This window comes from Agromyces binzhouensis (assembly GCF_042672355.1).
GTDB lineage: Bacteria > Actinomycetota > Actinomycetes > Actinomycetales > Microbacteriaceae > Agromyces > Agromyces binzhouensis.
The window spans coordinates 20,116-45,493 of record NZ_JBHXVJ010000010.1 but is presented as its reverse complement, the minus strand read 5'-3'; the positions used below and the strand labels follow the sequence as shown (position 1 = coordinate 45,493).

The 25,378-nt window shown below is 72.2% G+C and carries 29 protein-coding genes and 2 tRNA genes; 18 read left to right on the top strand and 13 right to left on the bottom strand.

Features of this window, described 5'->3' with window-relative positions; translation table 11 throughout:
* Positions 1-45: 45 nt before the first annotated feature.
* Together ACFVHK_RS16250 and ACFVHK_RS16245 are read right to left on the bottom strand one after the other, a co-directional pair.
* Entirely contained in the window at positions 46-1,920 is a 1,875-nt protein-coding gene (locus ACFVHK_RS16250; protein WP_376929728.1) for a helicase-associated domain-containing protein, read from the bottom strand.
* Between the two features lie 5 nt (positions 1,921-1,925).
* Positions 1,926-2,201, bottom strand: coding sequence for a hypothetical protein (locus ACFVHK_RS16245; RefSeq protein WP_242492281.1), 276 nt, complete (start codon positions 2,199-2,201; stop codon positions 1,926-1,928).
* A gap of 109 nt (positions 2,202-2,310) precedes the next feature.
* Here ACFVHK_RS16245 and ACFVHK_RS16240 point away from each other — a divergent pair, with 109 nt between their 5' ends.
* Positions 2,311-2,691 (top strand): cold-shock protein, encoded by a 381-nt coding sequence (locus ACFVHK_RS16240; protein ID WP_376929727.1) that lies wholly within the window; start codon positions 2,311-2,313, stop codon positions 2,689-2,691.
* Positions 2,684-3,340 (top strand): DUF3027 domain-containing protein, encoded by a 657-nt coding sequence (locus ACFVHK_RS16235; protein ID WP_376929726.1) that lies wholly within the window; start codon positions 2,684-2,686, stop codon positions 3,338-3,340. Before ACFVHK_RS16240 ends, ACFVHK_RS16235 begins: the two co-directional genes overlap by 8 nt.
* 29 nt (positions 3,341-3,369) lie before the next feature.
* Here ACFVHK_RS16235 and ACFVHK_RS16230 read toward each other — a convergent pair whose 3' ends face one another.
* A complete protein-coding gene (locus ACFVHK_RS16230) occupies positions 3,370-3,639 on the bottom strand; it encodes an MYXO-CTERM sorting domain-containing protein (RefSeq protein WP_376929725.1) in 270 nt (89 codons plus the stop codon).
* Positions 3,640-3,649: 10 nt separating this feature from the next.
* Positions 3,650-4,765, bottom strand: coding sequence for a phosphoserine transaminase (gene serC / locus ACFVHK_RS16225; RefSeq protein ID WP_376929724.1), 1,116 nt, complete (start codon positions 4,763-4,765; stop codon positions 3,650-3,652).
* 152 nt (positions 4,766-4,917) lie between these two features.
* Here serC and ACFVHK_RS16220 point away from each other — a divergent pair, with 152 nt between their 5' ends.
* From ACFVHK_RS16220 to ACFVHK_RS16185, 8 genes are all read left to right on the top strand, one after another.
* Positions 4,918-5,610, top strand: a complete 693-nt coding sequence (locus ACFVHK_RS16220; RefSeq protein ID WP_376929723.1) for a metal-dependent transcriptional regulator — start codon at positions 4,918-4,920, stop codon at positions 5,608-5,610.
* A 392-nt stretch (positions 5,611-6,002) separates the two neighbouring features.
* Positions 6,003-6,746, top strand: coding sequence for a C40 family peptidase (locus tag ACFVHK_RS16215; RefSeq protein ID WP_376929722.1), 744 nt, complete (start codon positions 6,003-6,005; stop codon positions 6,744-6,746).
* 339 nt (positions 6,747-7,085) lie between these two features.
* Positions 7,086-7,583 carry an HNH endonuclease gene (locus ACFVHK_RS16210; protein ID WP_129235496.1) on the top strand — a complete coding sequence of 166 codons (498 nt, stop codon included), beginning with the start codon at positions 7,086-7,088 and terminating at the stop codon, positions 7,581-7,583.
* A 1,014-nt stretch (positions 7,584-8,597) separates the two neighbouring features.
* On the top strand, positions 8,598-9,302 hold the full coding sequence (locus ACFVHK_RS16205; RefSeq protein ID WP_376929721.1) for a CHAP domain-containing protein: 705 nt from the start codon (positions 8,598-8,600) through the stop codon (positions 9,300-9,302).
* 304 nt (positions 9,303-9,606) lie between these two features.
* A tRNA-Arg gene (locus ACFVHK_RS16200) sits at positions 9,607-9,681 on the top strand.
* A gap of 84 nt (positions 9,682-9,765) precedes the next feature.
* Positions 9,766-11,448: a glucose-6-phosphate isomerase gene (gene pgi / locus ACFVHK_RS16195; RefSeq protein ID WP_376929720.1), complete on the top strand. Its 1,683-nt coding sequence runs from the start codon at positions 9,766-9,768 to the stop codon at positions 11,446-11,448.
* 102 nt (positions 11,449-11,550) lie between these two features.
* Complete coding sequence (locus tag ACFVHK_RS16190) at positions 11,551-11,886, top strand: DUF7882 family protein (RefSeq protein WP_376929719.1); 336 nt, start codon at positions 11,551-11,553, stop codon at positions 11,884-11,886.
* Positions 11,883-12,191 carry a hypothetical protein gene (locus ACFVHK_RS16185; protein WP_376929718.1) on the top strand — a complete coding sequence of 103 codons (309 nt, stop codon included), beginning with the start codon at positions 11,883-11,885 and terminating at the stop codon, positions 12,189-12,191. Before ACFVHK_RS16190 ends, ACFVHK_RS16185 begins: the two co-directional genes overlap by 4 nt.
* A gap of 19 nt (positions 12,192-12,210) precedes the next feature.
* Here ACFVHK_RS16185 and ACFVHK_RS16180 read toward each other — a convergent pair whose 3' ends face one another.
* The 3 genes from ACFVHK_RS16180 to ACFVHK_RS16170 form a co-directional block, all read right to left on the bottom strand.
* Positions 12,211-12,567, bottom strand: coding sequence for a hypothetical protein (locus ACFVHK_RS16180; protein ID WP_376929717.1), 357 nt, complete (start codon positions 12,565-12,567; stop codon positions 12,211-12,213).
* An 80-nt stretch (positions 12,568-12,647) separates the two neighbouring features.
* Entirely contained in the window at positions 12,648-12,917 is a 270-nt protein-coding gene (locus ACFVHK_RS16175; protein WP_376929716.1) for a hypothetical protein, read from the bottom strand.
* Entirely contained in the window at positions 12,914-13,096 is a 183-nt protein-coding gene (locus tag ACFVHK_RS16170) for a hypothetical protein (RefSeq protein ID WP_129233699.1), read from the bottom strand. Before ACFVHK_RS16170 ends, ACFVHK_RS16175 begins: the two co-directional genes overlap by 4 nt.
* A 190-nt stretch (positions 13,097-13,286) precedes the next feature.
* Here ACFVHK_RS16170 and ACFVHK_RS16165 point away from each other — a divergent pair, with 190 nt between their 5' ends.
* Positions 13,287-14,354: an ATP-dependent DNA ligase gene (locus ACFVHK_RS16165; protein ID WP_376929715.1), complete on the top strand. Its 1,068-nt coding sequence runs from the start codon at positions 13,287-13,289 to the stop codon at positions 14,352-14,354.
* A 28-nt stretch (positions 14,355-14,382) separates the two neighbouring features.
* Here the strand turns inward: ACFVHK_RS16165 and ACFVHK_RS16160 are convergent, their stop codons facing one another.
* Positions 14,383-14,886, bottom strand: a complete 504-nt coding sequence (locus ACFVHK_RS16160; RefSeq protein ID WP_129233701.1) for an Lrp/AsnC family transcriptional regulator — start codon at positions 14,884-14,886, stop codon at positions 14,383-14,385.
* Between the two features lie 131 nt (positions 14,887-15,017).
* Here ACFVHK_RS16160 and ald point away from each other — a divergent pair, with 131 nt between their 5' ends.
* Entirely contained in the window at positions 15,018-16,118 is a 1,101-nt protein-coding gene (gene ald / locus ACFVHK_RS16155) for an alanine dehydrogenase (protein WP_129233702.1), read from the top strand.
* An 86-nt stretch (positions 16,119-16,204) separates the two neighbouring features.
* Here ald and ACFVHK_RS16150 read toward each other — a convergent pair whose 3' ends face one another.
* Positions 16,205-16,501, bottom strand: coding sequence for a metal-sensitive transcriptional regulator (locus tag ACFVHK_RS16150; protein ID WP_129233703.1), 297 nt, complete (start codon positions 16,499-16,501; stop codon positions 16,205-16,207).
* The gene (locus ACFVHK_RS16145) at positions 16,498-16,806 is read right to left on the bottom strand and encodes a rhodanese-like domain-containing protein (RefSeq protein WP_376929714.1); all 309 of its coding nucleotides are present in this window, start codon (positions 16,804-16,806) and stop codon (positions 16,498-16,500) included. Before ACFVHK_RS16145 ends, ACFVHK_RS16150 begins: the two co-directional genes overlap by 4 nt.
* A gap of 132 nt (positions 16,807-16,938) precedes the next feature.
* Between ACFVHK_RS16145 and ACFVHK_RS16140 the strand changes: the two genes are divergently transcribed.
* Positions 16,939-20,694: an AAA family ATPase gene (locus tag ACFVHK_RS16140; RefSeq protein ID WP_376929713.1), complete on the top strand. Its 3,756-nt coding sequence runs from the start codon at positions 16,939-16,941 to the stop codon at positions 20,692-20,694.
* Positions 20,691-20,921 (top strand): hypothetical protein, encoded by a 231-nt coding sequence (locus tag ACFVHK_RS16135; RefSeq protein ID WP_376929712.1) that lies wholly within the window; start codon positions 20,691-20,693, stop codon positions 20,919-20,921. Before ACFVHK_RS16140 ends, ACFVHK_RS16135 begins: the two co-directional genes overlap by 4 nt.
* A gap of 59 nt (positions 20,922-20,980) precedes the next feature.
* Here the strand turns inward: ACFVHK_RS16135 and mscL are convergent, their stop codons facing one another.
* From mscL to ACFVHK_RS16120, 3 genes are read right to left on the bottom strand one after another with little or no spacing between them, the layout of a single operon-like run.
* A complete protein-coding gene (gene mscL / locus ACFVHK_RS16130; RefSeq protein WP_376929711.1) occupies positions 20,981-21,421 on the bottom strand; it encodes a large conductance mechanosensitive channel protein MscL in 441 nt (146 codons plus the stop codon).
* A gap of 52 nt (positions 21,422-21,473) precedes the next feature.
* On the bottom strand, positions 21,474-21,800 hold the full coding sequence (locus ACFVHK_RS16125; RefSeq protein ID WP_376929710.1) for an FmdB family zinc ribbon protein: 327 nt from the start codon (positions 21,798-21,800) through the stop codon (positions 21,474-21,476).
* Positions 21,801-21,851: 51 nt separating this feature from the next.
* A complete protein-coding gene (locus ACFVHK_RS16120) occupies positions 21,852-22,430 on the bottom strand; it encodes a 5-formyltetrahydrofolate cyclo-ligase (protein WP_129235581.1) in 579 nt (192 codons plus the stop codon).
* Between the two features lie 62 nt (positions 22,431-22,492).
* On the opposite strand from ACFVHK_RS16120, the gene galU reads away from it, so the two are divergent.
* The 4 genes from galU (at position 22,493) to ACFVHK_RS16100 (ending at position 25,321) form a co-directional block, all read left to right on the top strand.
* A complete protein-coding gene (gene galU, locus ACFVHK_RS16115) occupies positions 22,493-23,392 on the top strand; it encodes a UTP--glucose-1-phosphate uridylyltransferase GalU (protein WP_376929709.1) in 900 nt (299 codons plus the stop codon).
* A 7-nt stretch (positions 23,393-23,399) separates the two neighbouring features.
* Positions 23,400-24,056, top strand: a complete 657-nt coding sequence (locus ACFVHK_RS16110) for a GNAT family N-acetyltransferase (RefSeq protein WP_376929806.1) — start codon at positions 23,400-23,402, stop codon at positions 24,054-24,056.
* Between the two features lie 52 nt (positions 24,057-24,108).
* The gene (locus ACFVHK_RS16105) at positions 24,109-25,194 is read left to right on the top strand and encodes a hypothetical protein (RefSeq protein WP_376929708.1); all 1,086 of its coding nucleotides are present in this window, start codon (positions 24,109-24,111) and stop codon (positions 25,192-25,194) included.
* Between the two features lie 51 nt (positions 25,195-25,245).
* Positions 25,246-25,321, top strand: a tRNA-Ala gene (locus ACFVHK_RS16100).
* Positions 25,322-25,378 lie beyond the last annotated feature (57 nt).

Genomic DNA, 25,378 nt, shown 5'->3' with positions numbered 1-25,378 from the left:
ACGGATGACCCGGCCGCGCCGATCCGGACCGCGCTGGTGCAGCGGTCAGCTGCCGGCGGGTGCCGGTGCGACCGCGGCGATCGCTGAGATCGGCAGCGTCCGCTCGATGTCGGACTTGCGGTCCCGAGCCCGGAGGCGGCCGTTCGCGACGCTCGCCGGGGCGAGGAGGTAGTCGGCCGTGTCGCCGCCGGGCATGCGCACGGTGACCGTCAGCGTCTCCTTGGCGCGCGCCGCCGCCTCGAGCTGCCTCGCGAGCCAGGCCTGCTCGGTGCCGCCCTCGGCGTCGGCCTCGGCGAGTCGGTCGAGCAGCGCCTCGAGCGGGTCGGTGCGCGGAGCCGGCGTCGGCGCGTGCCCGACATGATGGCGTCGGAGGCGGACGATCCGTCCCTCCGCGTCCTCCGCGGCGACCGGATAGCGCGCGTCGCTCAGCCCCCAGAAGACCACGTCGGGCGGGAACCGCGACAGCAGGCGGTGCGCACCGTCCTGTCGGAGCCCGAGCGACGAGAGGGACTGGTCGACGAGGAGGGTGCCGATCAGCTGCGGGTCGTCCGACCGCACGGACGCGCGCGCGGGGGCCTCGGACACGTCGGCCGCGCCGACCCGGACGGCCCCGAACCGCGCCGCCGACTCGCTCAGGAGGTAGGCGAGCGGCTGCGGGATGCCGGTCAGGGAGATCTCCTCGAGGAAGGCGCGGATGCCCTCCTCGCTGTCGCCGGCCGCGAGGGCGCGGTTGACGGATGCCGCGGTCACGCGGTAGCTCGAGGCGAGGTCGCGGCCCTCGACCTCCGCGAACGCCCGGAGCCGGGCGTCGAGGGACGGCTCGAGCGGGCCGGGGGAGACGATCGTGAGGTCGTGCTGGACGTAGACCTTGTCGACCTGCTTCGGGAAGTGGCGGGAGAGGCGATCGGCGGCGCCGGCCAGGTCGCCGGAGAGCACGAGTGACGCGGTCTCGAGCGGTTCGCCGGCGACCGCGAGGCCGAGTGCCTCGGCATCCTCGAGGAGGCGGTCCATGCCGTCGCGGAGCCACGCGCCGCCGCCGGGGTAGTACCAGGCGACGTCGTCCCTGATGGACGAGGAGCTCAGGGCCTCGCTCCGGCGGACGACCAGTTCGCGAAGCGGCGCGGGGATGCGGGCGCGCCACGCCTCGGCGAGCCGGGTCCAGCGGGACCCGGTGCCGAGCATGATCCATTCGGCGCCCGCGTCGGACTCGAGCCAGACCGGACCGTCGCGGACGATGAGCCCGGCCTCGATCGCGCGGCGCACGAGTCGCGGGAACTCGTCGAGTTCGACCCCCGCCGCCTCGGCGAGGCGCTTCGCGTCCGGGAGCGCGAAGCCGCCCTTGGCGAGCTCGCGGGCAGGCTGGACGGCGAGTCCGGAGAGCAGCTCGGCGGTCGCGGCGACGGTGCTGTGCGCGGTCTCGGCGGCGCGTCGGTCCAGCAGGCCCGTGTCGGGGCGATCGCCGGGCACGGCGACCGGCGGCGCGTGACCCGCGAGGGATTCGAGGCTCGGCAGGTCGTCGTCGAGGCGCGAATCCAGCCGAGCGGCGATCTCGGTCGGCACGTGGATGCGCTCCCCGTCGCGCAGCAGCAGCAGCCTCGCCTCGAGGCGCTCGAGCACCGAGGCGGGATCGGCGGCCAGTGCCTCGGCGAGGTCGTCGGCCCCGAGCCCGCGCAGTTCGTCGCCCAGGCGGCCGAGGTCGGTCCAGCCCGCGTCGTCGGAGGTCGCCGCCGCGGCGGCGAGCACGGCGAGCGACGGGCGCTCGAGACGGTCGACGGCGTGGTCGATCGAGTCGGTCGCGGTCAGGGCCTCGGCCAGGTCGAAGAGATCCCGGACGCTCGAGTGATCGAGCTCGCGCGCGGCCAGCGCAGCCGCGAGCCGCTCGCGCGGGATCGCGCGGAGGCTCGCGGCGAGCACCAGCATGGCGGTCAGTCCGTGCCCTGTCGTGACTCCCGTGAGCGACGCACGCCGTTGACGATGAGCAGCGCGATCAGGAGGACGAAGCCGATGGGCAATCCGATGAGCGGCAGTACGAGCACGAACGGCCAGATCCCCTCGCTGAAGCCGTCGTCGGCGCCGACTCCCGAGAGGGTGCCGATCATGACCGCGAAGAAGGCGATGATCGAGAGCCCGACGGTCGCGGCGACCATGTAGGCGAGGATGCGCTCGAGACGATGGTCGGTGATCGGGCCCTGATTGCTCACCGTCCCAGAATAGGCCCCACGACCGTCCCGGGGGGTGCCGGACCGTAGACTGGGCGCTGAGGTCGCCGCGGTTTCCGGCGCGCCCACCGAGACAGCGGGAGATCCATCGATGCCCACCGGCAAGGTCAAGTTCTACGACGAGGAGAAGGGGTTCGGCTTCATCAGCGGCGATGACGGCCAGGAGGTCTTCCTCCACGCCTCGGCACTTCCCGCCGGCGCGACCGTGCGGTCGGGCACCCGCCTGGAGTTCGGGATCGCCCAGGGCAAGCGCGGCGCGCAGGCGCTCTCGGTGCACGTGCTCGACGCGCCGCCGAGCCTCGCGCGGATGCACCGCAAGCCGGCGGACGACATGGCGGTCATCGTCGAGGACCTCGTGAAGGTCCTCGACGGCATCGGTGCGAACCTGAAGCGCGGCCGGTACCCCGACAACGCGCACAGCCGGAAGATCGCGGCCCTGCTGCGCAAGGTTGCGGACGAGCTGGATGCCTGACGCCGAGTTCCCCGACGACGCGACCGACGCATCCGACGGCGGTACGGCCGCCGACGACCGCGCGCCGATCGTCGCCGACGACGTGCTGCTCGCCGCGGTCGACCTCGCGCGCGGCGCGCTGCTCGAGGTCACCGCGGCGCAGACGGTGGGCTCCGTCGTGGGCCACGTCGCCGAGGACGAGCACGTGCTCTCGCTGCACTTCGCCGCCGACCTGCCCGGCTACCCCGGCTGGCACTGGTCGGTCACGCTCGCGCGCGTCGAGGGCGGCGACCCGACCGTGCTCGAGACCGAGCTGCTCCCCGGCGAGCAGTCGCTCCTCGCTCCCGAGTGGGTGCCGTGGTCGGAGCGGCTCGCGGAGTACCGCGCCGCCCAGGCTGCGGCCGCCGCGGAGGCCGAGACCTCCGAGGGCGACACCGACGCCGACGAGGAGTCGGACGGCGACGACGTGCTCGACGGCGATGAGCGCGTCGACGACGGCGATGCCGACGAGTTCGGCGACGAGGACGCCGGAGACGACGTGTTCGACGGCATCGACATCGACGCGCTCGACGCCGACGACGACGACACCGACGACGACGAGGGCGACGACGACGAGGGCGCTGACGACGAGGGCGCTGACGACGACGAGGGTGCCGACGAGTCGGACTGACGTGTCGGGCTGACGCGTCCGGGCGTCGCTCAGTGCGAGCGAGTGTCGTCGGAGTCGGGCCGGTGCCGCCGACGGCGAAGCTGCACCACGACGAGTCCGACGACCCCGAGCACCACGCCGGTCCCGGCGGCGGCGATGAACCAGCCGAACCCGGCATCCGCCAGTGCGCCTGCGAACCCCAGGGCGAGGCCCAGGGCGACGACCCACGCGACGGTTCCGGCGAGCAGCGCCTTGCGTGCGTCCGCCCGGACCGGCTCCGGATCGGGATGCCGTTCGGTCTCCGAGAGCCACAGCCGCATGGCGGTCACCCTATCCGTTCTGCGCGAGCACCCAGTCCAGCGACGCGGTGAGCGCGCGCACGTCGTCCGGCTCGATCGCGGTGAAGGTGGCGACGCGCAGCTGGTTCCGGCCGAGCTTGCGATAGGGCTCCGTGTCGACGATGCCGTTGGCGCGAAGCGTCTTCGCGAGTGCCGCGGCATCCGTCGACTCGTCGAAGTCGATCGTCACGACGACCTGCGAACGGTGCTCCGGGTCGGCGACGAACGGCGCCGCCGCCGGGGTCCGCGCCGCCCAGTCGTAGAGGATCCCGGAGGACTCGCGCGTGCGCGCGTCGGCCCACGCGAGTCCGCCCGAGGCGTTCATCCAGTCGAGCTGGCTCTCGAGCAGCAGCAGCGTGGCGAGTGCGGGCGTGTTGAGCGTCTGGTCGAGGCGCGAGTTGTCGACCGCGTTCTTCAGCGACAGGAAGTCGGGGATGTAGCGGTCGGATGCCGCGATGCGCTCGATGCGCTCGATCGCGGCCGGCGACATGATCGCGAACCACAGCCCGCCGTCGGAGGCGAAGTTCTTCTGCGGGGCGAAGTAGAGCACGTCGAACTCCGCCGGGTCGGCGGCGGCGCCGCCTGCGGCGCTCGTGGCGTCGACGACCGTGAGCGCGCCCTCGTCGCCGGCGACCCGACGGACGGGCGCCTGGACGCCGGTCGACGTCTCGTTCTGCGGCCAGCCGTAGACGTCGACGCCCTCGAGCGGCACGGCGTCGACGCGGGAGCCGGGCTCGGCCCTCCGGACGTCGGGCGCGTCGAGCCACGGCGCGGCAGCGGCCTTGGCGAACTTCGCGCCGAACTCGCCGAACGAGCAGAGCTGCGCGCGACGCTCGACGAGGCCGAACGCCGCGGCGTCCCAGAACGCGGTCGAGCCGCCGTTGCCGAGCACGACCTCGTAGCCGTCCGGGAGGGAGTAGAGGTCGGCGATGCCCTGCCGCACCCGGCCGACGAGCTGCTTGACGGGCGGCTGCCGGTGCGAGGTGCCCAGCAGGCTCGGGCCGACCTCGGCGAGGTGCGCGAGCTGCGCGGGCCGCACCTTCGACGGGCCGCAGCCGAAACGGCCGTCGGCGGGCAGGAGCGACGAGGGGATCACGAGCTCAGGCATGGTCCGATCTTAGGCGCGGCGCGTTCGCCATGGCGGCGGATGACGCGGGGTCCGACGTTCGCCGCGTCCACCCTCGGGGCCCGACGGCATGTCGGCTGCGGCCAGTAGTCTGTTCTGATGCACGAGGCGCCCGCGGGCCGAAGGGGAGCGAATTGACCGACCTCATCGACACGACCGAGATGTACCTGCGCACCATCCTCGACCTCGAGGAGGAGGGCATCGTGCCGCTCCGCGCCCGCATCTCCGAGCGACTCGGGCACTCCGGTCCCACCGTGTCGCAGACGGTCGCGCGGATGGAGCGGGACGGGCTCGTCGTCGTCTCGGGCGACCGCCACCTCGAGCTCACGACCGACGGGCGCCAGAAGGCGGTGCACGTGATGCGCAAGCACCGGCTCGCCGAGCGCCTGCTCGCCGACGTGATCGGCCTCGACTGGGAGTACGTCCACGAGGAGGCGTGCCGCTGGGAGCACGTGATGAGCGAGCACGTCGAGCGTCGCCTCGTCGAGATCCTCGGCCAGCCGACCCACTCGCCCTACGGCAACCCGATCCCGGGGCTCGAGGAGCTCGGGGTCGAGCCCGCGGCGCCGTTCATGCAGGGCGTGCGGAACGTGCTCACCGCCCTCGACGAGGGCGACGGCTCCGCCGACGGCGTGATCCGCAGGCTCGCCGAGCCCGCGCAGTTCGAGCCGGAACTGCTCGGTCGGCTGAAGGCGGCCGGCGTGCTGCCGGGCACGAGGGTCTCGCTCCGCCGCGAGGGCTCCACCGTGGTGGTCTCCGTGGAGGGTCGCGACGACGCGCTGGCGCTGCCGTCGGAGCTCGCGGGCCACCTCTTCATCGGGGACTGATCCGGCTGCGGTCCGCGACCGGAGCGTCCGTGGTCCGGGGGTTCCGAATCCGGCAGTCGCCCCCGGTGCGGAACGCGGATTCCGGCGCACCGTGACCGAAATGTGACAATCGACGAGCTCTCGCGTATTGTCGATCGAGTCCGCCGGCGACAAGCCCGTCGGAGGAACAGGGTCGAGACGCCTCCCGCGCTCACCGCTCGGCCCCGATACCCGTGACGCGCCCCCAAGCGCACAGGTGAGACGGAGCTTCGGCATCGTGGGGCGGAGGACACGTTTTGGCTCGATTCCCCCGGCGCCGTTCAGGCGCGATCACCGCCCCCAAGCCCAGGACCGGCACCGCACTCGTGCGTCGCGCGACCCCGTCCGCATCGGAGGCCGCGACGGATGTCGCAGTGGAGGCGCCGATCCGGAAGGACTCGCTCGGTCGTCGTCTCCGCCGCGGCAGCGCGAAGAACGTGATGGTCATGTCCGTCGCTGCCGGCCTCGTCGGCACGCTCGCCATCCCCGCGTACGCGTTCGCTCCCGGGAGCGACGGCATCCAGTTCGGTGCCACCGCGCAGACGCAGCTGACCAAGGCGGCCCCGCAGGACGTCGAGGTGGCGGAGGACGTGATCGCCGCACCGATCTCGGAGGACGGCTACGACGCGGTCTCCGGTGAGGAGATCCGCGCCGCCGAGGAGGCCCAGCGCGCCGCCGAAGAGGCCGAGGCCGCCGCCGAGGCCGCCCGCCAGGCCGCCGCCCAGGAGATGACCTCCTACGCCGCGGCCGCGAGCGAGTACACCCCCGCCGCCGTCTACGGCTCGGCGGACCCCGCCAGCGTGTACTCGGTCGCCCAGCAGTACCTCGGCGTCCCGTACGTCTACGGCGGTGCGACGCCGGCCGGCTTCGACTGCTCCGGCCTCGTCCAGTACGTCTACGCGCAGTTCGGCATCAACCTGCCGCACTCGTCCGCCGCGCAGGGTGCCGCCGGCACGCAGATCCCCGTCTCCCAGGCGGTGCCCGGCGACCTCGTCGTCATGAGCGGCCACATCGGCTTCTACGCCGGCAACGGCATGATCCTCCATGCGCCCTACGAGGGCACGGTCGTCCGAGTGCAGCCGATCTGGACGAGCAACTACTGGATCGTGCGGATCTGACGTGTGAACAGCGCATGAAGCGCGACACGAATGGCGTGCCGGGAGGACCCGGCACGCCATTCGTGTCGTAGCCTTGAACCTGACGATTCCGAATACCGGGTAGGGGAAGTCCGATGGTCGGTCCACGCAGCAGCACCCATTCCGCGGGTGCGCGCGTGCTCTACGACCAGCGGCGCAGTAGTCAGCCGAGTCGCGACCGCGCCGGGATGCCGACGGGCACTGTCTTCATGACGGTGCCCGTTTCGCGTCTCCGGGACGGTTCCGCGCCCCCCGCGGCATCCGGATCGTCCTTCCCTTCACGCTGCTGGAAGCCATCCAGCACCGATCGAAAGGCACCTCATGCGCACGCTCGTGCTCAACGCCGGATATGAGCCCCTCGCGGTCGTGTCGTTCAAGCGCGCCCTCCTGCTCGTGATGAACGAGAAGGCCACCGTGATCCTGCACGACGAGGGCAATCCGGTGCACGGGGCGAACGGCGAATGGGTCCGCCCCAGCGTCATCCTGCTCACCCGCTACGTGCGGACGCCGCGCGTGCACCAGGTGCCGGTCAGCCGACGGGGGGTGCTCAGGCGCGACGAGCACCGTTGCGCCTACTGCGGCAAGTCGGCGGGGACCATCGACCACGTGCTGCCGCGATCGCGCGGCGGGCGCGACACGTGGGAGAACCTCGTCGCGTGCTGCCTGCGATGCAACAACTCCAAGGGCGACCACACCCCGGCCGAGATGGGCTGGACGCTCCGGATCACTCCCCGCATGCCGCACGGGCGCGGGTGGGTGGTGCGCGGGTTCGAGCGGCCGCTCCCGCAGTGGAGCGACTACCTCGAGCGCGCCGCCTGACCCGCGCCTCGGCGCGCCGAGTCGCCGCGCGGTGACAAGCGCTCCGGCCGTGCCCTAGGGTGGTACGAGTCCGGAGCACCCCCGGCTCCGGAGAACCCGCAACGCCCCCGCTTCCGCCTCCCCCCGAGCCGGCGCGGGACCGGAGGTACACGATCCTTGTACGGTGACGACGCGCACGGCCAGCCCCCGGGCCTGCGGCCCCGACGCCACTCAGCGCTGCCCGCAGACGGGTCCGCGAGCTGGTCGCCCGAGTACCGCGATGCCGCCCCGCGCCCGGATGCCGCGTCCGGCCCGCCCGTGACGGGCCGCCGGGCCGACCGCGAGCGTCCGGCCGACGGCGCGGTCGCACGAGACGCGTCGGCGCTGCGCGACCGATCGGCGCTCCGCGATGCCGGAACGGCCACGGGACTGCCGTCGGCTCCTCCCGACGTCGACGAGTGGCGCCGTGAGCGAGCTCGGCCCGCAGCAGGGGCGCCGCACTCCGGTCGACCCGACCTCCCCTCGCCCGCGCCACGGCTCGATGCGGCGCCGGACCGCCGCGCCATGCCGGGTGGCGCCGTCCCTCCGGGCCGCAGGCCCGCCTCCGGGTACTCGCCGATGCCCGAGCGGCCGGCGGCACCCGCGCGTCCGACCCGTCCCGCAGGACTCGAGGCGACGCGGGATGGCCGCGGGGCCGTTCCCGCCTCCGGGTCCGCCCGTCCCGCCGAGCGACCCGCTCCGCCGCCCGTCGCCCGTCGCACGCCGCCGCCCGCGTCGGTCGCCGTCCCGGTCGCGACGCAGGCCGATCCCGCCGGCATCCCGACGACGGCGGCCGACGCTCCCGCTGCGGGCTCGCCGTCCCTGGCCATCGCGGTGGCCGCCGCGGGCGGCACCGCGTCCCCGTCGGTCGACGCACGACCCGGCGGCCGGCGTCGCGGCGCCTCACGTGCCCCCGCCCGGCGTGCCGCGACCCCGTCTCCGCCTCCCGGCGCACGCGCCTCCGGGCCGGTGTCGCGGCGGAACGGTCCGTTGCGCGTGGCGGCCACCGTGCTCCTCGTGCCGGCCCTCGTCGGCACCGTGGCACTTCCCGCATATGCGTTCCTGCCCGGTGGACACCTGCCTGGAGGGGCGCCGACCAAGTTCAGCCTCTCGGTCGCCGAGGCGCAGGCCCTCGAGGTCTCAGACCTCGCCACCGGGGCGCCGGTGTCCAGCGACACCTTCGCGGTGACGACCCGCGAGGAGATCGACGCCGCGGCGGCCGAGGCCGAGCGTGCGGCCTGGGAGGCCGAGCTCGCCTCGCGTGGCACCGGCGAGTACGCGATCGTGGCGCAGCGAGCCGAGGGCGACGACTACCCGTGGTGGAACCAGACGCCCGACGACTACGGCGGCGGGCTGTCGCCCCTGCGCTACTACTACCGCGAGTGCGTCGACTTCGTGGCCTGGCGCCTGAACCGGGACGCGGGCGTGACGGGCGCGCCGTGGAAGTGGGACTGGGGCAACCTCGCCTCGGGCAGTGCGTGGATGTGGGCGGACGCCTGGGCCGCGAAGGGCTGGCCGTCGAGCAGCGAACCCGTCGTCGGCGCGGTCGCATGGTTCCCGTACAACCACGTGGCGTACGTGCAGGCGGTCAACGGCGACGGCACGGTCACGATCGAGGAGTACAACTGGAACTCCGACCACTCGTACCACGTGCGCACGATCCCGGTCGGCGAGGCGCTCTACCTCTACCCGCCCGCCTGAGCGAGCGACGGCCGCTTCGCGTTGGGTGACACCATGGCGAAACGGCCGCGAGATCTTGGACGTTCCGGACAATGACCGCGGTGTCGTCCCGCCGGTAGCCTGAGGCTTCCCTCCCCAGAGAAGCGAAGCATGGTGACCGCGATGACGCAGCCCTCAGACGACAACCGGTTCGACGAGAACGGGTTCGTCGACGAGCTCGCCCCGTCGACGTCCGCGATCGTGGTGCTCGGCTACAACTGACGCCCGGTCCGCTGCGCCCTTCGGGCCGAGCCGGTCTCGCGCGCCCGCTAGACTCTTCCGGTCAGCCTCTGTAGCTCAATGGAAGAGCAGCTCCGTCCTAAGGAGAGGGTTGGGGGTTCGAGTCCCTCCAGGGGCACCAGCGCGCGTGCCGCGCCCGTCCCGATCCCGTAGCCCGACGTCGCACGGGTTCACGCGCCCGATCGGTGCGGGTAGCGTGAGGCGGGTGAGCACGCCGATCGATCCCACCGCAACCTCCGCCTGGTCCGAACTCGAGGCCCACCGTGCCCCGTTCGAACCCGACCTCCGCGACTGGTTCGCCGCCGATGCGGGCCGCGTCGAGCGACTGAGCCTGCCGCTCGCAGACCTGCACGTCGACCTGTCGAAGAACCTCGTCACCGACGAGATCCTCGCCGCCCTGGTCCGGCTCGCTGAGCAGACGCACGTCGCCGAGCGGTACGCCGCGATGCTGGCCGGCGAGCACATCAACACGACCGAGGACCGCGCGGTGCTGCACACGGCGCTCCGGCGCCCGAAGGGCGCCGCGCCGGCGCTCGTCGTCGACGGACAGGACGTCGACCACGACGTCCACGAGGTGCTCGATCGGCTGGGCGCCTTCGCCGAGCGGGTCCGCTCGGGCGAGTGGCGCGGCGTGAGCGGCAAGCGCGTCACGGATGTCGTGAACATCGGCATCGGCGGCTCCGACCTCGGCCCGGTGATGGTCTCCGAGGCGCTGAAGCCCTACGCGGATGCCGGCATCCGAGCGCACTTCGTCTCCAACATCGACCCGACCGACGTGGCGCAGAAGACGGCCGGGCTCGACCCGGAGACCACGCTCGTGATCGTCGCGTCGAAGACCTTCACCACGCTCGAGACGCTCACCAACGCGCGGCTCGCGCGCGACTGGCTGTGGGCCGGGCTCGAGTCGGCCGGCGCGATCGACGGCGACGAGGCATCCCGCACCGACGCGGTCGCGCACCACTTCGTCGCGGTCTCGACCGCGCTCGACAGGGTCGCGGCCTTCGGCATCGACCCGCAGAACGCGTTCGGCTTCTGGGACTGGGTCGGCGGCCGCTACTCTGTGGACTCGGCGATCGGCCTGTCGCTCGCGATCGAGCTCGGGCCCGAGGTCTTCCGCGAGCTGCTCGCCGGCTTCCACGCCGTCGACGAGCACGTGCGCACGACTCCGCTCGAGCGCAACGTGCCGGTCCTCATGGGGCTCCTCAACGTCTGGTACACGAACTTCCTCGGTTCGCAGTCGCACGCCGTCCTGCCGTACGCGCAGCAGCTGCACCGGTTCCCCGCGTACCTGCAGCAGCTCACGATGGAGTCCAACGGCAAGTCCGTCCGCTGGGACGGCTCGCCGGTCACGACCACGACGGGCGAGGTGTTCTGGGGCGAGCCCGGGACGAACGGCCAGCACGCGTTCTACCAGCTGATCCACCAGGGCACGCGGCTCATCCCCGCGGACTTCATCGCCTTCGCGAACCCCGCGTACCCGTCGACCGACGACGGCCGCGACGTGCACGGGTTGTTCCTCGCCAACTTCCTCGCGCAGACGAAGGCGCTCGCCTTCGGCAAGACCGCCGAGGAGGTCGAGGCGGAGGGCACCACGGGACCGCTCGTCGCGGCGCGCACGTTCGAGGGCAACCGCCCGACGACGTCGATCTTCGCGCCGGCGCTCACGCCGTCGGTGCTCGGCCAGCTGATCGCGCTCTACGAGCACATCACGTTCACGCAGGGCGTCGTGTGGGGCATCAACTCGTTCGACCAGTGGGGCGTCGAGCTCGGCAAGCAGCTCGCCCTGCAGATCGCCCCGGCGATCGAGGGCGATGAGTCGGCCCTGGCGGGGCAGGACGCCTCGACGCGTGCGCTGCTCGAGTACTACCGGTCGCACCGCCGCAGCTGAGGCGCAGGTCAGCGGGTGCCGGGATCGCTCCTGGCAACCCCTGTTCCCCGGCCCGTCCGCGGGCTACGCTGTGCGTCAGGCTGTGCAGCGCCGGAGGTGGACGTGGGGAAGTTGACGTACGATTCGACGCTCGGCGTGGACTTCGACGATCGCGTACTCGCGCACCTGCAGCTCGTGATCGGCGCGAAGCTCCGCCGAGGCGAATCGTTCTACTTCAGCTGGCGCGACGACCCCGCGATCGGCGACGGTCGCAGCACGCTCTGGATGCACCCGAGGATCCCGCTCGTCTTCAAGTACGCGGGCGGGCGTCAGCCGTCGATCAACCGCGCATGGGTCGACGCGCTCATGTCGACGGCGAACTCGCCCGGCGGGCTCGTCCTCGTCCCCGAACCGGAGACGAGGAACGGAGTCGACGCGAACGGGGGGAACGAGTCGTGAAGCGCGTGAACATCATGTACGGCGGCGCCCAGTACTCGGTCGGCGAAGCCGACGTGGAGGCGATCAAGTCGGCGATCGAGCGAGCGCACGAGCGTGGGCTCGCCGACTGGATCACCGTGAACTTCGGCGAGGGCCGCCCGCAGCCCGCCGAGCTGCTCGTCGGACCCGGAATTCCCGTCAGCATCGTGCCGATCCCCTCGGACGACCCGATCCCCGGCGAGGTCGAGGCTCATGAGGAACCGGCCGAGCCGGCTGCCGCGGAGCCGGGAGCGGGCGGCATCGACAAGGTCGACCTCGGCGACTGAACGTCGGTCGCGTGCGACCTCAGCGGATCGGCGGCCACTCCAGTTCATCGGTGTCGCCGCCGGCGCCGTACCCGGGTTCCGGTGCCTCGACCATGGGACGGATGGCGGAGAGCGCCGTCGTCGCGGCCCTGAGCCGTGAGACCAGCTCCTCGTCGACGAGTTCCTCCTGGTCGGTCTCGACCGGTTCGGTGAGGAGCTGGCTCGCGGGTCCGACCAGCAGGTGCGCGCGTGCGGTGGAGCCGTCCTCGCCACGGATCGGGATGTCGATGGAGGCCGCGGACCGACGCGACGCGAGCGCGGCCGCGTAGTCGACGATCGCATCGGCGATCGCGCTTCCGGTGAGCAGCTCGCCGCCCGCGTAGTGGATCCGGTCCATGCCCTCAGGTCTACCGGTCCGTCGGGGTCGACTCAACCGCTTGCGCTCTCGCGCCGAACGTGGTCTCATCCCGTGCGCGATCAGGTCCAGTCGGCGGCGTGCGTCCATCCGGCGAGGTACGCGCGCTCGTTCGCGCCGAGCCGGATCCCGGATCGCGGGACGGGCCGATCATCGAGCTCGCAGAGATCGAGGATCCGCCGCACGATCGCCGTACGAAGCGGTGCGGTGGGGTGCTCGAGGATCTCGCGTTGCAGCGGCGCCTCCAGCATCGGCCACCAGACCCCGATCGACGGAAGCAGGTCGGTCTCACGGCCGGTGCCGTGGTCGGGTCGGTCGATCACGGAGCTCATTGCGCGCGCTCCTCGGTGATCCGCCCCTCGTCGTCCCGCACGGCGACGCGCTCCTCTGCGTCGGCGTCCTCCTGTGCGCGTGCGCGTCGCTCGACCTCGTCGACCGCGGCATCCAGGACGCGGTCCTCCTCCGAGCGTGCGCTCCTCGGTCCGTGTCCATCCGTTTCGGACATGGTCACCCTCACCCCTCCGGGGTCGGTTGCGCCCCGAACGCGTTCCCCGTCGTGGAGGGTACGCCGCGGGCCCGCGCGATGGCAGACCCTTGATCGCTCGTGGAGGTGGTGCTACCCGCGCGGCGCCCCGGGCTCCCGTGCTCCGCGCGAAGGGATGCCGGGTGCGCGTGTCGGAGGAGGGGAGCATGATGGGCGGATGGACCTGCCGGTGATGCCGCCCGTCAAGCCGATGCTCGCGAGATCGGTGAAGGGCATCCCCGACGTCGGTCACGTCGAGCCCAAGTGGGACGGCTTCCGGACGATCGTGTTCCGCGACGGCGACGAGGTCGAGCTCGGCAGCCGCAACGAGCGACCGATGACGAGGTACTTCCCCGAGCTCGTCGAGGCGTTGAGGCGGCATCTCCCCGGACGATGCGTCGTCGACGGCGAGATCGTGCTCGTCCGCGACGGCCGACTCGACTTCGATGCACTGCAGCAGCGGATCCACCCCGCCGCGAGTCGGGTGAAGCTCCTCGCCGAGCAGACCCCCGTCTCGTTCGTCGCATTCGACCTGTTGGCGCTCGGCGACGACGACCTGACGAGCCGGCCGTTCGCCGAACGGCGCGCGCTGCTCGTCGAGGCGCTCGCCGCGGCATCCGACCCGGTCTTCGTCACGCCGGCGACGGCCGATCCCGCCGAGGCCGACGACTGGTTCGCGCGCTTCGAGGGAGCCGGGCTCGACGGCGTCGTGGCGAAGCCGCTCGACGGCACCTACCAACCCGACAAGCGGGTGATGTTCAAGGTCAAGCACGAGCGGACGGCCGACTGCGTGGTCGCCGGCTACCGCTGGCACAAGACCGGTGGGATCGTCGGGTCACTGCTGCTCGGGCTCCACGGCGACGACGGGCGCCTGCACCACGTGGGCGTCGCCGCGTCCTTCCCGATGGCGAAGCGTCGCGAGCTCGTGGAGACGTTCGCGCCCTACGTCGAGGGCGACCTGTCGCGGCACCCGTGGGGGGAGTGGGCCGATCAGGAGGCCCATCGCACCGGCCGCATGCCCGGCGCGGTCAGCCGCTGGAGCGCGGGCAAGGACCTCTCGTTCGTCCCGCTGCGCCCCGAACTCGTCGTCGAGGTCGCCTACGACCACATGGAGGGCGATCGGTTCCGGCATACGGCGCAGTTCCGGCGCTGGCGCCCCGATCGCACTCCTGAGAGCTGCACGTACGAGCAGCTCGAGGCGCCGACCGGGCTCGACCTGGGCGAGATCCTGCCGATGTCGCACTGAGGCGCGGCGTCGGCACCCGCGACCCGCATCACAGCACGGCGCGCAGCCCGGCCGATTCGGCGGTGTGGTGCTCGAAGACGAGGTTGGTCTCGGTGAGGGCGACGGCGGGGTTCGCCGAGAGGTTCTTCAGGACGAACTGGCGGACGTGCTCGCTGTCGCGCACGCGGACGTGGATGAGGAAGTCCTCGCTGCCGCCGAGGAAGAAGAGCTGCGCCACCTCGGGCTCGCGCCGGAGGTCGTCGGAGATCTGCTCCATGAGGTGACGAGCGCCGGGCCGGATGCGGACCGAGACGAGCGCCTGGAGCGTGAAGCCGAGCGCGGTCGGGTTGATCTCCGCCGTGTAGCGCGTGATGACGCCGCGCTCGCGCAGCGAGCGCACGCGCGCGAGGCACGTCGACGGGGAGACGCCGACCTCGCGGGCGAGGTCGACGTTCGGGATGCGGGCGTTCTCGTGCAGCAGCGCGATGATCTGCCGATCGATGTCGTCGAGCACGACCCGAGCGGGTTCGCTGAACTTCGGCAGATCGGACATGGCAGCACTCCTCGACGAACATTCGAGACGGATGCCGCGAGTCTACCGAACATCATGCGGAAGCACTTCACAAACAACGAATATGAGGCGACCATGGAAGCACACATCCACACAGCATTCGGAGCGTACCCATGCACGTCGGCGTGCCTGCAGAGATCAAGAACAACGAATTCCGCGTCGCGATGACGCCCGCGGGAGTGAACGCCCTCGCCCTGCGCGGGCACCGGGTCGACATCGAGGCCGGTGCCGGCGAGGGCGCGGGCTACCACGACGACGAGTACCGCGCCGCCGGCGCGAACATCGTCGCGACCGCCGAGGAGGCATGGGCCGCGGAGCTCGTGCTGAAGGTCAAGGAGCCCATCGAGCAGGAGTACGGGTTCCTGCGCGAGGACCTCACGCTGTTCACCTACCTGCACCTCGCGGCAGACCTCCCCCTCACCCGGGCCATCCTCGATTCGGGCGTCACCGCGATCGCCTACGAGACCGTCCAGCTCGCGGACCGTTCGCTTCCGCTGCTCACCCCGATGAGCGAGGTCGCCGGCCGGCTCGCCCCGCAGGTCGGCGCGGCCTCGCTGCACGCGTCGAAGGGCGGCCGCGGCGTGCTGCTCGGAGGCGTCCCCGGCACCGCTCCCGCGAAGGTGGTCGTGATCGGCGGCGGCGTCGCCGGCGAGCAGGCGGCGGCGACCGCGATGGGCATGGGCGCCGACGTGACCGTGATGGACATCTCGCTGCCGAAGCTGCGCGAGCTCGACGCGCGCTACGAGCACCGGATCAAGACGCTCGCGTCCTCGCCCTACGAGACCGCCCGCCAGGTGCGCGACGCGGACCTCGTGATCGGCGCGGTGCTCGTTCCCGGCGCGGCGGCGCCGAAGGTCGTCACCGACGAGATGGTCGCCACCATGAAGCGCGGCGCGGTGCTCGTCGACATCGCGATCGACCAGGGCGGATGCTTCGAGGGGTCGCGCGCGACCACCCACGCCGACCCGACGTACCGGGTGCACGACGCGATCTACTACTGCGTCGCGAACATGCCCGGTGCGGTGCCCGCGACCTCGACGCCGGCACTCACGAATGCCACGCTGCCGTACGCCCTGAAGATCGCGGACCTCGGCTGGGAAGCGGCCCTCGCGGCCGACCCCGCCCTGGCCAAGGGCCTGAACGCCACGGCCGGCAAGCTGACCAACGAGGGGGTCGCGAAGGCCCACGGCCTGGAGCTGTCCTCCCTCGTCTGACGCCGGGGTGCCCGACCAGGCGCTCCGTGAGCACACGACGGCCGCCGACCCGATCCGAATCGGGCGGCGGCCGTCGTGGCATCCACTCAGGACAACGACAGGAACAGCTTCTCGAGCTCGTCGAAGTCGAGGCGCTCGCCCGAGCCGTCGACCTTGCCGTCGGGGTCCGCAGCGCAGTCGCGCATCGCGGTCGAGATCACGGCGAAGCCCGCACGGTCGAGCGCGCTCGACACGGCGGCGAGCTGGTTGACGACCGTTCGGCAGTCGGCGCCCGACTCGACGGCCTCGATCACGGCGTTGAGCTGCCCGCGGGCGCGCTTCAGGCGGTTCGCGATGCGACGCTGGGCGTCGGATGTCGACTCCGTGGCGATGTTGATGGTCATGCGGTACCTCCGATGGTGAGGGGGAGACCGGCGCGGTGCCACTCCATGATGCCGCCCGAGATGTTCACGGCGTCGACGCCCCGTGCCGAGAGGTACTCGGTCGCCTGCGCGCTGCGGCCGCCGCCGTGGCACATCACGTAGACGGTCCGGTCGCGGGGCACCTCGTCGAGTCGTTCGACGAGCGTGCCGAGGGGGATGTGGTGGGCGTCGTCGACGCGGGCCTGCTCGAGTTCGTGGTCCTCGCGGACGTCGAGGATCCACGCGTCGGCCGCGGCGTGGACGTCGGCGGGGGAGATCGACTTCATGTGCTGCTCCTCGTGCGATCGGGTGCCAGGGGAAAGCATACCCCCATGGTATCAATACCCGGCGGGTATCGAAATCCCGCGGAGTGCGGCGATGCTCCGGGGGATCCGCCCGTGCCGCCGTATGGTGTCGATGTGCAACGGCTCGATCGGAACGACGGGGACGAGTTCCCCGACGACGGGACCGAGACCCCTGCCGCCGAGCGTGCCGGGTCGAGGGATCCCAGACGCGACCCCGCGACACCGCACGCGGTGACGATCGGCGACCCCTCGGTCGTCGCGGGCAACATCGCCGAGCCGAGCTGGCGTCGCTGGCACGCCGAGCTCCGCGACCTCGGCGGCCGATCGCCCCTCATCCACTTCGACGACGCGCCGCGGACGCGCATCGAGCTCTCCACGACCCACCCGGGCGGCCTGCCGCAGTTCATCACCGGCAAGTCCACGCTCCTGTCGAGCCTGATCCGCGACGAGCTCGCACTCCGCAACGCGCGGCTCGCGGCGGCCGAGATCACGCAGAAGGGCGTCGAGCTCCGATCCGTCCGCGGCATCGAATCCGTCCACCTCGCGATCGGCCTGGCGTCCTGGCAGTCTGCGGGTGAGGACTTCCTCGCCCCGGTCCTGCTGCGTCCGCTCGCGATCCGCCGGTACGGGCGCGACTTCGAGCTGAAGTTGAAGGGACAGCCCTTCCTCAACCCGGCCCTCGCCCGCGAGCTGCACGAGCGCTTCCAGATCACGCTCGATGCCGACGCCTTCGTGGCGCTCGCGATCACGAACGGCATGTTCAAGCCGCAGCCCGTGATCGACCGGCTTCGAGGGCTCACCTCGCACCTGCCGTACTTCCATGTCGCGCCGCGCCTCGTGGTCTCGTCGTTCGCCGAGGTCGGTCCGTCGATGGGGGCGGACGCCGCGCGGCTCGAACACCCCGTCATCGACGCGATCGCCGGCAACCCGAACGCCCGTGCCGCGGTGTCCCGGCAGGCGGAGCCTCCCCGCATCGTCCCCCAGGACGAGCGGCCGCCCTCGACCGACCGTCTCCTGCTCGACGCCGACGCCGAGCAGGAACAGGTGATCGCCCGCATCGAGCAGGGCGACTCGATCGTCGTGAAGACCCTTCCCGGCACGGGCGGCACGCAGACCATCGTGAACGCGATCGGCGCGCTGCTCGCGAACGAGCGTCGAGTGCTGGTCGTCGGCGCTCGGCGTGCCAGCCTCGACGGCATCGCGCACCGACTCGGGCAGGTCGGGCTCGGCGGGCTCGCCGTGAGCACGGATCGCCTGCGGCGGGACCTCATCCAGTCGATCACGCGCAACGAGAAGGCCGAGCAGCCGCGCATCGCCGACATCGACGACGCGCTGGTGCGCCTCCGCCGCGTGCTGCTCGACTACCGGAACGCGCTCACCCGGAACGACGGCGAGCTCGGCGTCTCGGTGCTCGACGCGCTCACCGCACTCGCCGGCCTCGCGTCGATGCCCGTGCCGCCCGACACCACGGCGCGGCTGGACCGCGATTCGCTCGTCGCGCTCGCCGAGGAGCGCGACCCGGTCGCGGCCGACCTCGTCCGTGCGGCGACCCTGGGCGAGTTCCGGTACGGCCCGGGCGACTCGCCCTGGTACGGCGCGGACTTCGCCACCTCGGAGGAGGCGACGGCCGCCCACGAACTCGCCAAGCGACTGAGCACGACGGACGTGCCCCGGCTGCTCGAACGCGGCCGGGCGCTCATCGCGCAGACGCGCCTGCGTCAGTTCGAGTCCGTCGCCGAGCTCGGCGTCTTCCTCCGACTGCTCCACGACGTGCGCGACACGCTCGACAAGTTCCTGCCGTCGGTGTACGACCGCCCGCTCGGCGAGCTCATCGCCGCCACCGCGCCGCGCCGCGAGACCGGCATGTCCGGCGCGAACCGCCGCCGCCTGAAGCGCCTCGCGCTCGAGTACGTGCGCCCCGGGGTGCACGTCGGCGACCTGAACGGCTCGCTCCGGGGCATCCAGCAGCAGCGCACGCTGTGGCACCGGTACTCGGAGGCGGGCGCCGTGCCCACCGTGCCCGTCGGGCTCGACGACGTGCACGTGGCGTACCACACGGTCGCGGCCGACCTGCAGGAACTCGACGCCCCGCTCGGACTCGCGGGGACCCCCAAGCGACTGGCCGCCCGACCGCTGCGCGACCTCGAGGCGACGCTCCTCGGGCTCGCCGCGGAGTCCGAGGTGCTCCTCAACCTGCAGGAGCGGACGGCGCTGCTGCAGAAGCTCCGCGGCCTCGGACTCGACCCGCTGCTCGTCGACCTCGCCAAGCGGCACGTCCCCGAGCAGCAGGTCGCCTCCGAGCTCGAGCTCGCCTGGTGGCAGTCGGTCTTCGAGACGATGCTCGCGGGCGATCCCGCACTGCTGGGTGCGAACACGAGCGTGCTCGACCGCCTCGAATCCGACTTCCGCCTCGTCGACGACGCGCACGCGTCGGCGGCGGGACCGTTGCTCGCGTGGCGCCTCGCCGAGGCCTGGCGCGTCGCGCTCGTCGACCATCCGGACGAGGCCGAGCGACTGCGGCGGATGCTGCGCGGCGACCGGGTGCGTCCGGACCGACTGCATCGCGAGGCGCCCCACCTGTTCCGGCTGCTCGCTCCCGTCTGGCTCGCCTCGCCGTACGAGGTGCCCGACGTCGACGACGCCATCCGGTTCGACACGGTGGTCCTCGTCGACGCCGGGGCGACCACCATCGCCGAGAACCTGGGCGCGATCCGCCGGGCGAGCCAGGTCGTCGCGTTCGGCGACCCGGTCACGCAGACGCCCACGCGGTTCGAGGTCGCGATCCCGGCCGATCCCGACGATCGTCCGCGGGCGGAGCACGGCGTGGACGCGCTGCACGCCGACTCGGCGCTCGCACGCCTGGCGGACCTGCTGCCGACCCTCACCCTCACCCGGAGCTACCGGGCGGGCGGCGAGGATCTCGCCGAGCTCGTGAACCGCCGGTTCTACGGCGGGCGCATCGTGTCGATGCCGTGGGCGGGGAGCTTCCTCGGCCACGGCAGCCTGGGCCTGCACTACGTCCGCGGCAACGGGCTGCCCGACGCCGTGACCGGCACGGTCGAGAGCCTCGACGCCGAGGTCGCGAAGGTCGTCGAGCTCGTCATGGAGCACGCGGTCAAGCGCCCGCGCGAGTCGCTCATGGTCATCACGGCGAGCGCACGGCACGCGGCCCGCGTGCACCAGGCCGTGCTCGCCGCGTTCGCGAAGCGCACGGACCTGTCGGACTTCATCCTGCGCGACCGCGCCGAGCCGTTCACGGTGCTCACCCTCGAGCAGGCCGTCGCGCAGAGCCGCGATCGCGTCGTGTTCTCGATCGGCTACGGCCGCACGCCGCACGGACGCCTGCTGTCGAACTTCGGCGCGCTCGGCGAACCTGGCGGCGAGCGGCTGCTCGCCGTCGCCATGACGCGCGCGCGTCGCTCGATGGACATCGTGTCGGCCTTCCGCCCCGACGACATCGACGCGGACCGCCAACGCCACGGCGTCGTCGCACTCGCGAGCCTGCTCTCGCAGACCGAGGAGCAGAAGGACGCAGCCAAGGACCGCGGGCGGGGCGACCCGATGCTCGTCGACCTCGCAGCGCGGCTCGAGCGCCGCGGCATCCGGGTGAGCGTCGGTCACCGCGATACGCTCTCCCTCGCTGCCTCGTACGCGGGCAAGGCGGTCGTCGTGGAGACCGACCAGGCGCTCGTCGGCCAGAGCCTGCGAGAGTCGCTGCGACTGCGCCCCGACGTGCTCCGACGGCTCGGATGGCACTACCTGCGCGTGCACAGCTTCGAGCTGTTCGGCGACCCCGAGTCGGTCGCCGAACGCGTCGCCTCCGTGCTCGGGAGGGGAGCGCCGCCGGTCGAGGAGGCCGAGACCGCGTGACGGCGCCGGCCGATCGCGACGACGAGGGGGCGGATGCCGCGGCCCCGCGCCAGCGAGTCGAACGCGCGCGCGACGCGCGACGCGCACGCCTGACCCCGGCGCCGGGCACGGATCCCGAGCCCGAGTCGGCGGTGCCCGGGGCGCACGACGAATCCGACGTCGGCCAAGCGCGGGAGTCGCACCCGGAGGACGACCGCATCACGCGCGAGCGCCCGCCGCACTGGTGAGACGCCGAGGCGCCCGACGACCGACTCGCTCGGCGGGCGCTGCTCACCGCGGAGCGCCGTTACTCGGTGCGCTGCGAATCCGGCTGCCGCGCGCGATCGGCGGCGAGCAGGTCCCGGATCTCGGCGAGCACCGTGAGCTCGGTCTCCGGGTCCTCGGCCTTCTGCTCACCGGCCTGGCGGCGCGCCTCGGCGCGTTCCTTCAGCAGGTTCATCGGCAGGACGAAGACGAAGTAGACGACGGCGGCCACGATGACGAACGTGAGGATCGCGCCGAGCACGGCGCCGAACTTCACCTCCGCGACGCTGCCGTCCATCGTGGGGATCTCCCAGACGAACGCCGAGTCGAGGCTGTCCGCGCGGAACAGCGCACCGATCAGCGGATTGAACAGGTTGCCGACGATCGAGTTCACGACCGACGTGAACGCGGCGCCGATGACCACCGCGACCGCGAGGTCGATCACGTTCCCCCTGAGGATGAACTCCTTGAATCCCTTGAGCACTCGCTGTTCCCCCTTCATCTGCGGTGCGGTGTGCGCGGGCAGGACGTCGACCCTACGCGGCGGTCGACGACGAACCCGTCGTCGAGTTCGACGAGGACCCGGACGACGTCGACGGCGACGTCGAACCGGACGACGACGAGGACGAGGACGATCCGTCCGAGCCGGACTCCGAGCCGGACGAGGATCCGCCCTTCCCGCCGGTCGCGCGGGAGTCGGTCCGGTAGAACCCGGACCCGTTGAAGGTCACGCCGACCGTGCCGAAGAGCTTGCGCAGGCGGCCGGAGCACGCCGGGCACTCCGTCAGCGTGTCGTCGGTGAAGGCCTGCTGGATGTCGAAGGCCTCGCCGCACTCGGTGCAGCGGTAGGAATAGGTGGGCATGGTGGTCTCTCGGGCTCCGTCGGTGGAATGCGGGGGTGCACGCCTCGCGGGTCAGAACGCGACGATCCGCGTGGGGGTCACGACGCCGTTCACCGGCTGGTCGTGGACCTCTCGCGGCACCTCCTCGACGAACTCGCCGTCGAAGACGATGGCGTACACCGGGGGACATTTTCCCATCGAACCGAGGGTCTTGTCGAAATACCCTCGTCCCCAGCCGAGGCGCATGCCCGTGGCATCCACCGCGGCGGCCGGCACGAGGATCAGGTCGACGTCGTTGATCGCCATCGGGCCGAGGAGCTCGCCGACCGCCTCGGGCATGCCGTGCAGCCCGGTCACCTCGTCCTCCTCCTCGCCGACCGTCCAGTCGAGGAGACCGTCCTCGCGCGTGATCGGGAACAGGACGCGGATGCCGTTCGCCTCCGCCCAGTTCACGAAGGGCCGGGTGTCGGGCTCGGTGGGCATCGAGAGGTAGCACGAGATCGAGGTCGCCTCGCTCGAGCCGACGAGTTCCTGCAGGCGTGACGTGAATCCCTCGGTGGCCTGGTCGCGCTCGTGCGCGGGCATGTTCCGCCGGCGCTCCCGGAGCTCGGCGCGGAGGATCCGCTTGACCACGGTCGGATCGTCGGGCATGCCAGCCATCCTAGGACGATGCATCCGTCCCACGCCCACGCCGTACGGCTACGCTGATGCGCATGACTGAACGGATCACGAAGGCCGTCATCCCTGCTGCCGGCCTGGGAACGCGCTTCCTGCCCGCGACCAAGGCGATGCCGAAGGAGATGCTGCCGGTCGTCGACAAGCCCGCCATCCAGTACGTGGTCGAGGAGGCCGTCGGCGCCGGACTCACCGACGTGCTCATGATCACGGGCCGCAACAAGAACGCGCTCGAGAACCACTTCGACCGCGTCGCCGAGCTCGAGTACACCCTGGAGCAGAAGGGCGACACGGCCAAGCTGCGGAAGGTCAACGAGTCGACCGAGCTCGCGCAGATGCACTACGTCCGCCAAGGCGACCCGAAGGGCCTCGGCCACGCGGTGCTCCGCGCCGAGATGCACGTCGGGGACGAGCCGTTCGCGGTGCTGCTGGGCGACGACATCATCGACGAGCGCGACGTGCTGCTCACCCGCATGCTCGCCGAGCAGGTCGCGCGCGACGCCACCATCGTCGCCCTGCTCGAGGTCGACCCCGACAGCATCCACCTCTACGGCGCCGCCGAGATCGAGGAGACCGACGACCCCGACGTCGTGCGGATCACCGGCCTCGTGGAGAAGCCCGCGAAGGAGGTCGCGCCCTCCAACTACGCCGTCATCGGCCGCTACGTCATCAAGCCCGAGGTGTTCGAGGTGCTGCACCGCACCGAGCCGGGCAAGGGCGGCGAGATCCAGCTGACCGACGCGCTCATGGAGATGGCGGGCGACGTCGAGGGTACGGGTGGCGTCTACGGGGTCGTCTTCCGCGGCCGGCGGTACGACACGGGCGACAAGCTCGACTACATCAAGGCGGTCATCCAGCTCGCCTCCGATCGCGAGGACCTCGGCGCCGACCTGCGCCCATGGCTCATCGATTTCGCCGCCGGGCTCGAACGAGGCTGACGTGCCGGTGGCATCCGTTCCGACCCTGGTGGACGGGTCGTTGACGCTCCGACCGATCAGGGTGCGCGATGCGCGCCAGCTCGAACGGGTGCTGCTCGACAACCGTGCGTGGCTGCGGCGGTGGGAGGCGACGTACCCCGGAGGGGGTACCGTGATCGACGCGCGAGCGAGCATCCGCAACCTCAACGCGCACGCTCGCGCCGGCACCGCGCTGCCGTTCGTGCTGGAGTGGGAGGGCGAGCTCGTCGGCCAGTTGAACGTGTCCTCGATCACGCACGGGTCGCTGGCGTCGGCGTCGATCGGGTACTGGGTCGCCAAGGACGTCGCCGGGCGCGGCATCACGCCCACCGCCGTCGCGCTCGCGACCGACCACTGCTTCCGGAGCCTCCGGCTCCACCGCATGGAGATCTGCATCCGTCCCGAGAACGGGCCCTCGCTCCGGGTCGTCGAGAAGCTGGGATTCCGCTACGAGGGGCTCCGCCGCCGCTTCATCCACATCGACGGCGACTGGCGCGACCACTTCGCGTTCGCGCTCGTCGCGGAGGAGGTGCCCGGCGGGGTGCTGCGGCGGTGGCGCGAGGGGCGCGCGCCGTCGGCCGCCGCGTCGATCCCGGAGGCGGATCGCGAGGCCGCGCGCACCCCCCTTCGGGTGGGGGATCGCTGACACGCCCCACGGCGAGTGGGACCGGCAGCGCCGGGTGACCTAGCGTGGTGCCATGGATCCGATCGGCGGTGGCGTACTCGTGGCGGTCGCCGCGACGCTCTGGATCGCCTACCTGCTCCCGAGCTGGCTCCGCCGACGCCAGTACCTCGCCACCGAGCGCAACGCGGTGCGCCTGCAGCAGACCCTCCGGATCCTCGCCGAGACGGCTGAGGCGCCCGAGGAGGTCCGCACGGGTGTGACGGCGCGCGAGGTCGCCGCGCAGGAACGGATCCTCCACGAGCACGAGCTCGCGGCCCGACTCGAGGCCCAGGCCGCGGAGAACCTCGCGATCGCCGAGCGCATCGCCGCCGAGGAGGCGGCCGCCGCCGCGGAGCGGGAGCTCGCCGCGCAGGCGGAACGGACCGCTGCCGCCGGGAGGGCGGCGGCCGCGCAGCGGAACGCCGCGCGCGCGGTCGAGGCGGACGCCGCGTCCTCGAGCAGCGCGTCGTCGCCCGGCTCTGCGAGCTCCGCCGCAGCCCGTCGCTCACGGCGCCGCCGTCGCGCGATGTGCTCGCTGCTGCTCCTCGCGTCGCTCGTCGCGGTCGTCGTCGGGCTCGTCATGCTCGCCCTCGGCGGCACGGGCCTCGTCGCCCTCGGCGGAGGCGCCGGAGTCGTCATCGCGATGGCGGGCCTCGTGGTGCTCGGCCGCCGCCGTCCCGCCCCGGCCGCCGCTGCCCCGATCGCGATGCCCGTCGCCGAGCCGTTCGAGCCCATCGACGTCGAGGACGCCGACACCGCCGAGGCGCCCGGGTGGACGCCACGGCCGCTTCCGAAGCCGCTCCACCTCTCGCGCGGCACGATCGCCGCGAGCGTCATGGCGTCGATCGCCGAGGCCGAGCAGCTGAAGCGGTCCGCGACCGACGCAGAGCTCGCCGAGCGCGCCGAGCGGATGGAACCCCAGGTCCCCGTGCTCCGGCCGCCCGCGGCATCCGTCGACCAGGCACCGACGCAGGCGGCCGGCGACGCGGCGACGCGGCGCCCGGCCGCTTCCGCGTCCGAGCCGGCGAATCCCTACGCGCGCATGGGCATCGTCGAGGGCGCCGAGCCGGGCATGCGAGACCTCGACCAGGTGCTGCGCCGCCGTCGCACCGCCGTCTGATCCGGGTGGTCCGGACCACCCCTCCCGGGATGGTAGAGTCGTTGTCGGCTCGGGCCCATGGCGCAGTTGGTAGCGCGTCTCGTTCGCAATGAGAAGGTCGGGGGTTCGAATCCCCCTGGGTCCACCAACCTGATGAACGCCCCCGGAATCCGCTCGGATCCCGGGGGCTTCGTCGTCGCCTCGT